This window comes from Pseudomonas sp. MYb118, from assembly GCF_040947875.1.
Lineage (GTDB): Bacteria > Pseudomonadota > Gammaproteobacteria > Pseudomonadales > Pseudomonadaceae > Aquipseudomonas.
The window spans coordinates 191,280-204,383 of record NZ_JBFRXN010000004.1; the positions used below are offsets into that span (position 1 = coordinate 191,280).

Annotated in this window: 5 protein-coding genes and 1 pseudogene; 1 reads left to right on the forward strand and 5 read right to left on the reverse strand. The window is 64.2% G+C overall.

Going from position 1 to position 13,104, the window contains the following annotated elements; translation table 11 throughout:
* Positions 1-383: 383 nt before the first annotated feature.
* The 5 genes from ABVN20_RS26985 to pvdM form a co-directional block, all read right to left on the reverse strand.
* On the reverse strand, positions 384-4,526 hold the full coding sequence (locus ABVN20_RS26985; protein WP_368558847.1) for an amino acid adenylation domain-containing protein: 4,143 nt from the start codon (positions 4,524-4,526) through the stop codon (positions 384-386).
* On the reverse strand, positions 4,526-6,190 hold the full coding sequence (locus ABVN20_RS26990) for a cyclic peptide export ABC transporter (RefSeq protein ID WP_368558848.1): 1,665 nt from the start codon (positions 6,188-6,190) through the stop codon (positions 4,526-4,528). Before ABVN20_RS26990 ends, ABVN20_RS26985 begins: the two co-directional genes overlap by 1 nt.
* A 1,463-nt stretch (positions 6,191-7,653) precedes the next feature.
* A complete protein-coding gene (locus ABVN20_RS26995) occupies positions 7,654-8,526 on the reverse strand; it encodes a formylglycine-generating enzyme family protein (RefSeq protein ID WP_368558849.1) in 873 nt (290 codons plus the stop codon).
* A gap of 27 nt (positions 8,527-8,553) precedes the next feature.
* Positions 8,554-9,837 carry an aminotransferase class V-fold PLP-dependent enzyme gene (locus tag ABVN20_RS27000; RefSeq protein WP_368558850.1) on the reverse strand — a complete coding sequence of 428 codons (1,284 nt, stop codon included), beginning with the start codon at positions 9,835-9,837 and terminating at the stop codon, positions 8,554-8,556.
* Positions 9,834-11,204 carry a pyoverdine-tailoring dipeptidase-like protein PvdM gene (pvdM, locus tag ABVN20_RS27005; RefSeq protein WP_368558851.1) on the reverse strand — a complete coding sequence of 457 codons (1,371 nt, stop codon included), beginning with the start codon at positions 11,202-11,204 and terminating at the stop codon, positions 9,834-9,836. Before pvdM ends, ABVN20_RS27000 begins: the two co-directional genes overlap by 4 nt.
* Before the next feature lie 253 nt (positions 11,205-11,457).
* Here pvdM and ABVN20_RS27010 point away from each other — a divergent pair.
* Positions 11,458-13,087 (forward strand): annotated as a pseudogene (locus tag ABVN20_RS27010) (PvdJ/PvdD/PvdP-like protein).
* Positions 13,088-13,104 lie beyond the last annotated feature (17 nt).

The following is a 13,104-nucleotide window of genomic DNA, read 5'->3' on the forward strand; positions in this document are numbered from 1 at the left end:
GCGAGCATGCTCGCGATGGAGGACCGGGCACCGCGGGGCATCAGACCGCCCGCGTCATCGTTGACGACCATCGCGGGCAAGCCCGCTCCCACAGGGACAGCGGGCCCCTGGATATTTGTGAACACCCAACATTCTGTAGGAGCGAGCATGCTCGCGATGGAAGATCAGGCACCGCGGGGTATCAGACCGCCCACATCATCGTTAACGACCATCGCGGGCAAGCCCGTTCCCACAGGGACAGCGGGCTCCTGGATATTGGTGAACACCCAACATCTGTAGGAGCGAGCTTGCTCGCGATGGAGGGGCAGGCACCGCGGGGTATCAGGTCGCGCGCGTTACCGTTGACGACCATCGCGAGCAGGCTCGCTCCCACAGGGAGGGATTTACAGGCTTTGCAGGAACACCTCAAAAAACGAATCCAACAACCCCTCGCTGTAGATCATGCTCCGATGCGGCAGCGGCGAGTGGATCGAGCCCTGCAACTGGCCGTTCACGTTATGCGCCTTGAGCACCTGTTCCGAGTGCAACACCTGTTCCAGGGTCTTGTGCGACAGCGACCACCAGCAACTGGCCTGGACCTTGAGCATCGGCAGGCTGAAGGCATCGAATGCTTCGACCAGTCGATCGTGGATCGCATAGGCCTGGGCGTTCATGATTTCCTGCTTGATGCCTTCCAGGGTGGCGATCATTTCCTGTTCACCGGTGGCCGTTTGCGTGCTGGCCCAGCGGTAGAACGCCTTGAGGTCGGTGCCGGGGTTGGCGGCGACGTAGGCCGAGGCGGCTTCTTCCAGGTGCGCGAACATCAGGCTGAACACTTCCAGCGCCGCCAGCAGTTCGTTTTCCGGGCTCAGGTGGTTGGGGTTGTCTTCTTCCAGCGGCTTGCGCGGCAGATCGGCCGGCAGGTCACGATCGGGCAGGGTGGTGTCGACCAGGCCCAGGAAGCTCACTTCATGGCCCTGGCGTTCGAGGCTGGCCGCCACGTCCATGGCAATGGCGCCGCCCAGTGACCAGCCCATCAGGCGATAGGGGCCGTGGGGCTGGGTGTCGATGATCTGCGCGCTGTAGTCGTCGATCATTTCGGCCCAACATTGGGGGTTGGCGTCCTTGTCGGCGAAGCCCTTGTGCATCACGCCGTAGGTCCTGGCGTGGTCGGCGAGTTTTTTCGCCAGGGGCTGGTAGCAGAATACGATTCCACCGCTGGGGTGGAGGCAGAACAGCGGCTGGGCCGCCTGCGTCGACGCGTTCAGCTCGACCACGCACTGCACGTTCTGCTGGTGTTCCAGGGCGATGAGCCGAGCCAGTGCTTCGATGGTCGGGTGCGCCAGCATCTGTTGCAGCGCCAGCTTGATGCCCAGGCGCGCATGCAGCGCCGAGATGAACTGGATGGCCAGGATCGAGTGACCGCCGAGTTCGAAGAAGTTGTCGTCGAGGCTGACCCGTTCGACCTGCAACGCTTCCTGCCAGAGCTGGGCCAGGCCCTGCTCCAGCGGCGTCTGCGGGGCAATGAAGGGGCGCTGCGCCTGGCTCAGGTCGGGCAGCGGCAGGGCCTTGCGGTCGAGCTTGCCGTTGGGGCTGACCGGCATGGCCGGCAACACCATCAGGTACGCCGGCACCATGTAGCCCGGCAGGCTGGCCTTGAGTTCGGCCTTGAGGGTATCGCGCAGTTGCCGTTGCTGTTGCTCGTCCAACGCCGCTTCGCGGGGGACCACGTAGCCCACCAGTTGCAGGCCGGCGGAGCCTTCGCGCGCCACCACCAATGCTTCGCGCACATGTGGTGATTGCAGCAGGCAGGACTCGATTTCGCCCAGCTCGATGCGAAAGCCGCGGATCTTCACCTGATGATCCAGGCGTCCGACGTATTCGATCACCCCGTCGGCGCGATAGCGCGCCAGGTCGCCGGTGCGATACAGGCGCCCGCCGGGGCTGCCGAACGGGTCGGGCATGAAGCGTTCGGCGGTCAGTTCCGGGCGCTGGAAGTAACCCCGCGCCAGCAGGTCGCCAGCAATCACCAGTTCACCGACCACGCCCACCGGCACCGGTTGGCCGCCAGTGTCCAGCAGGTAGATGCTGCGCCCGCCCAGCGGCTGGCCAATCGGCATGCTCCTGGGCAGGGGCAATTGCCCGGTCACGTAGTCGCTGCAATCGAGCAGGGTGGCGCTGACCGTGGTTTCCGTCGGGCCATAGGTGTTGAGCAGTTTCACATGCCCCAACCCGGCCTGGCCCCAGGCGGCTACGCCTTCGGGTGGCATCGCTTCGCCGCCGACGATCACCTGGCGCAGCGCGCCGTAGTCGCGCTGGCCTGCGGCGGCAAAATCCTTGGCCAGCATGTTCCAGTAGGTGGTGGTCAGGTCGCTGGTGGTGAACTGCTTGTCGAGCAGTTCGCGGTACCAGGTGGCACTGTCCCAGATGTCTTGCCCGCGCAGCACCACCGAGGCGCCGCAGATCAGCGCCGGGTAAAGCTGTTCGACGAAGGCATCGAAGTTGAACGTGGCGAATTGCAGCGAGCGGTCCTCTGGCGTCAGCCCGAGGAATTCCAGCGCCACCTGAGCGTGGCGAGTCAGCGCCGCCTGGGTGATGCCGACCCCTTTGGGGCGTCCGGTGGAGCCGGAGGTGAACATCACGTAGGCGAGGTTGTTGCCCGTGGTGCGACAGCGCGGATTGGTCGCCGGCGAGGCGCCCAGCAGGTCCAGGTCATCGACACAACGCACCTGCACGCCCGGCAGGGACGGCAGGTGGCCCAGCAGGGATTGCTGGCTCAGCAGCACGCTCAGGCCACTGTCTTCGATCATCCAGCCCAGGCGCTCCTGCGGGTAATCGGGGTCGAGCGGCACATAGGCGCCACCGGCCTTGAGCACCGCCAGCAGGCTGATGATCATCGCTGCCGAGCGCTCGACGGCAATGCCCACCAACACTTCCGGCCCGACGCCTTGAGCAATCAAGCTATGGGCCAGCGCGTTGGCGGCGGCGTTGAGCTGTGCATAACTCAGCGTCAGGTCGTTGCAGATCAGCGCCACGGCATCGGGCGTGGCCTGGGCCTGGTGTTCGAACAGTTGGTCCACGCGTTCTTCGGGCGGTGCCAGCAACGGCGGGTTCCACTGGCGCAGTTGCCTGTGGCGCTCGGCATCGTCCAGCAGCGCCAGTTCACCCAGGGCCCGGGAAGGTTGCGTGATCAGCGCCCGCAGCAGGTTCTGCCAGTGCCCTGCCATGCGCAGGATGGTCGCCGGCAGGTAGAGGTCGCGGCTGTATTCCAGGTTCGCTTCGATGCCCTGCTGCGAATAGCTGACATCCAGCGACAGGTCAAACTTGGCCTGGCCCGGACCACTGTCGAGAAATTCAAGCGATACGCCGCCCAGGTCGATACGTTCGGGCGCGACGCTGTCGGTCCGCCAGTTGAACAGCACCTGGAACAGCGGGTTGGCTTGGGCGCTGGCCTGCAATTGCAGGGCGTCGAAACTCAGTTCCAGCGGATAGTCGCCGTGGTCCAGGGCCGCCAGCGATTCTCGGCGCAGACGTTGCAGGAAGTCGCGGGCCGGCAGCAGCGGGTCGATGCGCACGCGGTACACCTGGCTGCTGACGAAGCAGCCGACCAGTTCCTGGGTTTCGCTACGATTGCGCGTGGCGTTGGGCACGCCGACGGTGAAGTCGTGCTGGCCGCTGTAGCGGCTGAGCAGCAACTGCCAGGCGCCGAGGGCGACCACGAACGGCGTCAGGCCCTGTTGCTGGCAAAAGCGGTTGAGCTCGGCGCACAGTTCGGCCGGCAGGCGCAGGTCGTGCTGCCCGGCGGGGTGGCGATGCTGTTCGCTGCGGGCAACGTCCACCGGCATGTCGAGGGTCGGCAGCGGTGTACCCAAATAATCCTGCCAGTACCTGGCGCTGTTGGCGCAGGCTGCGCTGCGCAGGTATTCGCCGCGTTGCCAGGCGGCGTAGTCGGCGTACTGGATCGCCGGTCGCGGCAACGGATTGTCCTGGGCAAAGGCGCAGGTCAGGTCGTGCATGAGGATCGCATTGGACCAGGCGTCGGAGACGATGTGGTGCATGTCCAGCAGCAACAGTTGGTCATCGGCGCCGACCTTGAGCAGAGTGGCGCGCATCAGCGGTGCCTGGCGCAGATCGAACGGCGTGTTGGCCTGGGTCTCGATGCGCTGGGCGATTTCACGGGCGCGGGGCTGTTCGGCCAGGTGGGTCAGGTCGTGCTGGTCGAGGACCAGCCGCGCCTGTGCGTCGACCACTTGCATCGCCACGCCGTCAATTTCGCGGAACGCCGTGCGCAGGATGTCGTGACGGGCCAGCAGTTGATTCAGCGCACGCTCCAGGCGCTGCGGCGGCAACGCGCCGCTGATGCGAATCACCCGGGGCAGGTTGTAGGCGGCGCTGTCCGGGGCTACTTGTTGCAAAAACCACAGGCGTTGCTGGGCAAAGGACATCGGCGCCGGGCGTTGGCCTGGGCGGGCGCTGATGCCCTGGGGTTGATCGGCGGTTTCTGCCAGCAGCAGCGCCAGTACATCGTCATCGATCAGCTCGTTCATCATGCGCTTGCCGCCACCGCTTGCTGTTGTGCCACGACCCGGCCGCCTTCCATGCGCACCAGTTGATCGGCAATGTCGAAATAACGGTCGTCGTGGGAAATCACGATGATGGTCTTGCCCAGGTATTTGAGTTCGGGCAGCAGCTCGGTGTAGAAAATCCGCCGGAACGTCGGGTCCTGGTCGGCCGCCCATTCGTCGAACACCAGCACCGGGCGTTCCTCCAGCCAGGCATTGAGCAGGGCCAGGCGCTTGCGCTGGCCGGTGGACAGGTCGGTGGTGCTGAAGGCGCCATCCTGGATGCTGACCTTGTGGGCGATTTCCAGGCGTTCCAGGTAGCGATTGGCGTCTTCCGGCACCTGCTGGTCGCCCTGCACCAGTTCATCGAACAGGTAGTAGTCGGCGAAAATGGTGGTGAACAGCTGGCGGTAGTCGTCGCGGCCCTCGGCGCCGACCACCTGGCCATCGACCAGCACTTCACCGCGTTGCGGCGCGTACAGGCCCAGCAGCAGTTTGATCAGGGTGGTCTTGCCGCCGCCGTTTTCGCCGACGATGAACACGATTTCGCCCTGGTTGATCGTCAGGTTGACCGGGCCCAGTTCGAACGCGGCGCTGCCTTTGACGGCGGGGAAGGCGTAGTGCACGTCGCGCATTTGCAGGTGCTGCACGCTGGCTTTCTTTTCGGCGACGCTTTCGCGCAGCAGCAGGTGCGGTTCCGGCGAGGAGAATTGCTCGGCCAGTTCGGCGATGCGCTTGAAGGCGATGTTGGCGCGGCTGATCACCGGCAGGGTGGTCACCAGGTATTCCAGCGGGCCCTTCATGTACAGCAGCACCAGCACGAAGCCGCTGAGCACGGCTTTATCGGTGCCCAGCCAGAACGCTTGCAGGGCCAGCGCCAGGCCGATCACCACGAAGAACAGCATCGAGCCGAAGGTCTTGGCCACCACGAAGGTGTTGATCGAGCGGATGTGCGTGTTGCAGATGTAGTCGGCGGTGCCTTCGATGCGCTGGCTGAACATGCGCTGGCGGCGCGGGCGATGGATACGCAGTTCCTTGGCACCGGCGGCGATGGCGCTGTAGTGCTTTTGCAGCTCGTCCTCGGCTTCACGGGCAGCCTCGAAGCCGCGAATGCCCTTGGCCCGCGCCACGTACTGCACCACCGTGCCGATGACGATGGCGACCAGCAGCAGGGCGAACATCGGCAGCGACAGGTAGGCCAGGTAACCCAGGCAGCCGAGGGTCACGGTGAAGGCGATGGCCAGCGGGGCGAAGGAAAAGGCGAAGTCGCTGACGGTGTCGACGTCGTGGGTCAGCACCGGGATGAGGCGGTGGCTGCGAAAACGCTCGATCTGCTCGATGGGCGCCAGCAGCACCTTTTCCCCCAGGGATTTGCGCAGGCCGGCGATGATGTGCTGGCCGACATGGTTGGTGCCGATGTCCGACAGGATCGAGGTCGACAGCGCGGCGATGCACAGGCCGACGAAGGTCGCCAGCACTTGGGGTGAAGGAATGCCGTCGCCATTCAGGGCATCGTTGATGGTCGCCAGCAGCGCCGTGATGGACAGGCCGCCGAGCATGCCAAGGAGGATGGACAACACCACGACGACCCGGTAAGGCCTGAGCAGGCCGAGGACTTCACTGATGGCTCCGCGGGGTTTTGAGGTCATGGGCGTTTCCACTTCAAGGGCCGGCAAGGGCAGAGGTTCAAAGAGTTGGGCTGGTTAAAAGACGAAACCCGCGGGCGACGATTTAGCCGCGCACGGGTTTGTGGGTGGGTTTGGCGATGGGATGTCAGCCTGAACACAAAACCTGTGGGAGCGAGCCTGCTCGCGATGAGGCCGGCACATCCAGCATCAATGGTGCCTGACACACCGCCATCGCGAGCAGGCTCGCTCCCACAATGGATTCAGGTCGTTCACAACATCTGCGTTAACCACAAAACTCTGTAGGAGCGAGCTTGCTCGCGATGAGGCCGGCACATCCAGCATCAATGGTGCCTGACACACCGCCATCGCGAGCAAGCCCGCTCCCACAGTTGATCTGGGTTGTTCACAAAATTTGTGTTCACCTCAAAACCCTGTGGGAGCGAGCCAGCTCGCGATGAGGCCGGTACATCCAACATCAATGGTGTCTGACACACCGCCATCGCGAGCAGGCTCGCTCCCACAGTTGATCTGGGGGGGCACAAAATTTGTGTTCACCTCAAAACCCTGTGGGAGCGGGCTTGCTCGCGATGAGGCCGGGACATCCAGCATCAGTGGTGACTGACACACCGCTATCGCGAGCAAGCCCGCTCCCACAGTTGATCTGGGTTGTTCACAAAATTTGTGTTCACCTCAAAACCCTGTGGGAGCGAGCCAGCTCGCGATGAGGCCGGTACATCCAACATCAATGGTGACTGACACACCGCCATCGCGAGCAAGCCCGCTCCCACAGTTGATCTGGGGGCACAAAATTTGTGTTCACCTCAAAACCCTGTAGGAGCGAGCTTGCTCGCGATGAGGCCGGCACATCCAACATCAATGGTGTCTGACACACCGCCATCGCGAGCAGGCTCGCTCCCACAGTTGATCTGGGGGGGGGCACAAAATTTGTGTTCACCTCAAAACCCTGTGGGAGCGAGCCTGCTCGCGATGAGGCCGGCACATCCAACATCAATGGTGACTGACACACCGCCATCGCGAGCAGGCTCGCTCCCACAATGGATTCAGGTGTTTCACAACATCTGCGTTAACCACAAAACCTGTGGGAGCGAGCTTGCTCGCGATGAGGCCGGTACATCGAACATCAATGGTGACTGACACACCGCCATCGCGAGCAAGCCCGCTCCCACAGTTGATCTGGGTGGTTCAAAAAATTTGTGTGCACCACAAAACCCTGTGGGAGCGGGCTTGCTCGCGATGAGGCCGGCACATTCAACATCAATGGCGCCTGACACACCGCCATCGCGAGCAAGCCCGCTCCCACAGTTGATCTGGGTTGCTCACAAAGTTCGTGTGCATCTCAAAACCCTGTAGGAGCGAGCTTGCTCGCGATGGGGCCGGCACAATCAGCATCAATGGTGCCTGACACACCGCCATCGCGAGCAAGCCCGCTCCCACAGTTGATCTGTGTTCACGCGGCGACCGGATTACAAATCCCGCGCCACCCGAAAGCCCAGCCAATCCCCGCGGGCATCGCCGTAGGCGGCGTTGCGGTTGCCCGAGCGGGAGAACACTGGCGCTTCGCCCCAGTCGTTGCCGCGCAGACGCTGGACCTTGCAGTCTTCGGTCACCCAGGCGCTGCCGTCGCTCGGGGCGCCGACGTAGTTTTCCGTGTAGCAGTCGGCGGTCCATTCGTAGACGTTGCCGTGCATGTCATACACGCCGAAGGCGTTGGCCGGGAAGCGGCCGGCGGGGGAGGTGAAGTTGTAGCCGTCGGCGGCGCCGTAGGTGTTGGCGTGCTTGGCGATGCTGTATTCCTTGCCTTCATCGAACGGGAAGGGGAACGGCCCGGTGCTGCCGGCGCGGGCGGCGTATTCGCGCAGGGATTCGCTGACCAGGTGGTAGGACTTGCCGGATTTTTTCGACAGCCAGGCCACATACGCCCGGGCTTCCTCGAGGTCCATGCACACCGCCGGGTGGCGCGCGGTGTATTCGTAGCGCGGGATGCCCGCCTTACACTCGCGACCGGGGCGGTCGTCGCCGTCGGGCATGACGTAACCGGTATCGCGCAGGTAGGCCTGCCATTCGCCGGCCAGCACCTGGAAGCGGCTGATCGCCACCGGCCGGGCAAAGGTCACCGGGTGTTGCGGGCTTTCGTCGGGCTCATGGCCCACTTCATCCTCCGGCGTACCCATGCTGAAGGTGCCGGCAGGCAGCACCACCATTTCCGGGCAATCCTTGCAGTCCTTGAACACCTTGCCCGGCGCAATCGCGCCCGCCTGGGCACTGGCCGGCAGCACCGCGCCGATGGCCAGCGCCAGCAGCGCCCCCATGGAAAAACCTGACAACGCACGGTTCATCGTTTCCCTCGTCAACAAGTGGATAAGTCAGAGCTGTCTGGCCAGCAACAGCATGAAGCGATCGATCTCGCCCTCGTTGTTGAGCAAACCCGGCGCAGTGCGAATCACCGGGCCCACATCGCGCTCCACGGCATCGGCCACCACACGGTTCTGCATCAGGTAGGCCGCGACCTCGTCGCTGTCCTTGCCCTTGATTCGGAAGAAGGTGAAGCCTGAGGAAAACTCCGGGCTGCGCGGTGTCACCAGTTCGATCTGCGGATGCTTGGCCAACTGCTGCTTCAAGTAGCTGTTGAGCGCATGGATGCGCCCCTGCACCTCGGCCTTGCCCAGTTGCAAATGCAGCTTGAATGCTTCGTTGAGCGCCCAGCGGTGCTCGAACGAGTGGTAACCGCCGGGCGTCATGGTAGTGGAGAAGTGCTCGGCCTCGGAGAAGGTCGGGATGATCGGCGTGACGTACTTGACCTCACTACTGCGGCTGCAAACGATGCCGGTGCCGCGCGGGCCGAACAGCCATTTATGGGTGCCGGCGATGAAGAAGTCGCAGTTCATGGTCGGGAAGTCCAGGTCCTCCACGCCAAAACCGTGCACGCCGTCCACCACATAGACGATGCGGTCCTGTTCGCTGCGGTTACGGTTGTGCTTGTCCACCAGCGCGCCGATGTCGTCAATCGGCAGTTTCACGCCGCTGCCCGAATGCACCCAGGTCATGCCCAGCACACGGGTGTGCGGCGCGATGGCACGGTCGATGTTGTCGAGGATTTCCTGGCGCGACAGGGTTTGCGGGTCCTTGAACAGTTCGATCTTGCGCACGCGGGTGCCGTCGCGCTCCTTGCGCAGATCCAGAATGGTGTGGGTGGCGTAATGCTCGTGGGCTGTGGTGAGGATTTCCTGGTCGGCGCGTACCTGCACGCCGCCGTAGATCATCGCCAGCCCCTGGGTGGTGCTGCCGGTCAGGGCGATCTGCTTGGCATCGGCATTCAGGTAACGGCCGGCCCAGACCCGCACTTCTTCCTCGCGTTGTTCGGTGACGCCCCTGTCCCAGTCCATGGCCAGCCCGGGGTTCTTGTCCAGGGCTGCGCGGTGCATGGCGATGGCGTCGCGCACCGGCTTGGGGTGCGAGGTGACCAGGAAGTTGGAGAAGTGCAGGTAGTCCGGGTCCTGATCGAACAGTTGCCGCAGTTGCGCCCACTTGTCCCGTGGCAACGGCGGCGCCAGCGGGGCGGCGCTGGCGACGCCTGGCAGGCCGGCAGACAGGGGCAGGGCGGCGGCGAGCAGGCCGGCCTGTTTCAGGAACGTACGACGATCGGTCATGGTTTGCGGGTGTCCTGCTGGGAAATCAGTGCCGGTTTGGCGGCTTTCTGCACCTGGTCCCAGACCCGCAGGAAGTTGCCGCCCCACAGCTTGGCGATGTCGGCTTCGGAGTAGCCGCGCGAGATCAGCTCGGCGGTGACGTTGCGGATCTCGCCGACGTTCTCCCAGCCCTTGACGCCGCCGCCCTCGTTGAAGTCGGAGCTGATGCCGACATGGTCGATGCCGATCTTGCGCACGGTGTAGTCGATGGCGTCGCCCAGGTCCTTGAGGCTGGCCTTGGGCTCTTCCTCGAGGATCGCGTAGAGGCGGCTGGCGTACTTGCCGAACTTCTCTTCGGACCACGCGGCGATGATCGGGTCACCCGGCATCAGGGCCATGGCGAGGTTGGGCAGGGGCGGCAGGTCGAAGCTTTTGCGCAACTCGTTGAGCTTGTCCTGGGTGGTCTGCGTCAGCGGCTTGAGGTACTGCGAGAAGCCGACGACCTGGACCACGCCGCCGCTGTTCTTGATCAGCTGCATTTCCTTGTCGCTGAGGTTGCGCGGGATATCGACCATCGCCCGCGGCGCCGAGTGCGAGGCCACCAGCGGCGTGCGGCTCAGCTGCGCCACCTGTTGCAGGGCCTGGGTCGACATCTGCGACACGTCGATAATCACCCCCAGGTCGTTGAGGCGGCCGACCGCCTGCTTGCCCAGGTCCGAGAGACCGTTGAGTGCATCGGGCGAGTCGTTGAAAAACGGCAGCGGGCGCGAGGAGTCGGCCCAGTCGTTGTTGCCGATGTAGCTGAAGCCGAACATGCGCATGCCCCGCGCCGTCCACAGGTCCAGCTGGCTGAGGTCGTGGCCCAGCGGGTAGGCGTTGAGCATGCTGATGAAGATGGCGAACTTGCCTTCGCCGTGCAGGCGGCGGAAATCGTCCGGGGTGTAGGCGATGGCGACCTGGTTGGGGAAGTCGCGGACCATGCCGGTGATGATCTTGTAGCGGATTTCCTGCTGGTTGCGTGCCTCGTCGACAAACCCGTCGGTGGGCTTGTGCGGAGCGTTGGCGCCATTCCAGATTTCCGGCCAGCCGAAAATCGTCAGAGCCGCCCCGGACAACTGGCCACGGTTGGCCTTGACCAGGTCGAACTGGCCTTCGCCATCCTTGTCGGCCTCGTGGCCGTCGGTGCCGAAGTTCTGCATCAGGCTGACGTGGCTGTCGAAGGACAGCAGGCGCTGGTGCAACTCATCGGCCTGCTTGACCACCTTGTCCGGGTAACCGAGATCGTCGCTGAACCAATGATCCCAGGCGGCCAGACCGCCCGCCGCGGCGATCGCCAAAGCCAATGGCAGGCCGATGTACAAAGCCTTTTTCGAACGTGGTCTTTTCATTGCCGTCTCAGTCAGGTTCGCCGTCGAGGTGCAGGCGCGGGGGCCTTTGCTATCTGGGGAGAACGAGTGGCTGAGGGAGGAATTTAGTGTTCGTGCGGGCCTCATCGCGAGCAGGCTCGCTCCCACATGTGTTTTGTGAACACTGAAGATCCAGTGTGGGAGCGAGCCTGCTCGCGATGGCTTCTAAATTTAGCCGGGCAACACTCGTTCTAGCTTGGATAAAGCCTGCTCCATGGCTGACACAGGTAGGGCAATGAAGATTTCTCGGCGATGGTTCATGGCCGGCCTGGCGCTCACGGGCGCCGCGGTGCCGGCGGCTTTTTTCGGGCATCGTGAGTGGACGAAACCGGACCCGACGATCACCCCGGGCGAGGCCACGGTCGAGCTGGCGGACACCGCCGGCCAACAACTGGCCAATTCGCTGCGCGGGGTCTGGGGCATCCGTTTCGAAGGTTCGCACGCGGGGCTGGACGGGTTGCCGTTGACCGGCCTGGAACTGTTTCTTGATGTTGCCCAGCGCGGCCGCGGCCTGCGCGGTTACCTCGATACCGCCGAGCAGTTGCGCGGCGAAGCGCCACCGCGCTATCGGGTGGTTGGCGACCTGGTGCAGCCGCAACCCACTGAGCTGTACTGGCGCCTGTTCGACAGCCAGTCGAGCGAGGACGCGCCGGCCTATGAACTGACGGTGGTGCTCGATGAAGTCTGGGCCGATTTCGGCAACGCCGGCAGCGGCACCTTGAGCGGCCGTCTGCTGCGCCTGGATCAGCCACTCGCCCAGCCGGCCCAGGACAATCGTTTCGTCGCGCGCAAGCGCCTGTTCCCCGAAGCCCGCGAGCGTGCCGGCCTGAACCCGACGCTGCTGGCCTGGCTGGTGTCCCCCGAACATCGGTTGTTCCACCAGCTGTGGCACGCCAGCCGCGACAAATGGCACACCTTGCCCGAAGACAAGCGCGAGGCCCTGCGCGGCATCGGCTGGCAGCCCGGCCCACGGGGCCAGGAACGCGATGCCCGGGGCGATCGCAAGGACCGCAACGGCTCGGGCGTCGATTTTTTCTTCATGCACCGGCACATGCTCGGCACGGCGCGCTCCATGCAGGACCTGCCTTCCTGGTCGAGCTTTCCCATGCCGCAGCCGGAGCTTGAACGCGACCGCACCGGCTTCGCCCGTTACTTCGACAACCACGACGGCATGGCGCTGCCGCCAACTTGGCTGGCCGCCGAAGACAGCGAGTACACCCAGTGGGTCAGCGACATCAAGACCGCCGAAACCTACCACGGCAATTTCGAGGTCTGGGAGTCGCGCTACCGCGACCCGCGTTACCTCTCGCAACTGACCCTCGGCCAGTTCGGCTCGGAAATCGAACTGGGCCTGCATGACTGGCTGCACATGCGCTGGGCCTCGGTGCCGCGTGACCCGTCCAACGGCCAGCCCGTGCCGTTCGCCAGGGACCCGGCGGACTTCGCGGCGCGCTGGTACGCGGCGGAAAACGATTTCCTCGGCGACCCGTTTTCCTCCCACGTGCACCCGGTGTTCTGGCGCTTCCACGGCTGGATCGACGACCGCCTCGAAGACTGGTTTCGCGCCCACGAGCGCTTCCACCCCGGGGGAGGTCAGCCGGCTGCAGGTCAATGGTGTGCCGTGGTTCGCGCCGGGGCGTTGGGTCGAGGTGGCCGACCCGTGGCTGGGCCCGGTGACCCATGGCTGCAGCACAACGCCGGGGTTGCAGGTGGGCAAGTCGGTGGAGATGGACCCCGAGACGATGAAACTGGCGTTGCGCATTACCTTCATCGGCGATGAACAGAAACTGGCCGGGCTGTTTCGGCGGGTGCCGCAGCGGCCTTGGTATGCGCGGCATTTGAAGGTGAATCCGATCAGCAGTTAGGGGTTGAGACCGCGTTA

Coding starts and splice junctions, on each gene's coding strand:
- ABVN20_RS26985 (WP_368558847.1), bottom strand. CDS start 4,526: ATGAACGAGCTGATCGATGACGATGTACTGGCGCTGCTGCTGGCAGAA.
- pvdM (WP_368558851.1), bottom strand. CDS start 11,204: ATGAAAAGACCACGTTCGAAAAAGGCTTTGTACATCGGCCTGCCATTG.
- ABVN20_RS27000 (WP_368558850.1), bottom strand. CDS start 9,837: ATGACCGATCGTCGTACGTTCCTGAAACAGGCCGGCCTGCTCGCCGCC.
- ABVN20_RS26990 (WP_368558848.1), bottom strand. CDS start 6,190: ATGACCTCAAAACCCCGCGGAGCCATCAGTGAAGTCCTCGGCCTGCTC.
- ABVN20_RS26995 (WP_368558849.1), bottom strand. CDS start 8,526: ATGAACCGTGCGTTGTCAGGTTTTTCCATGGGGGCGCTGCTGGCGCTG.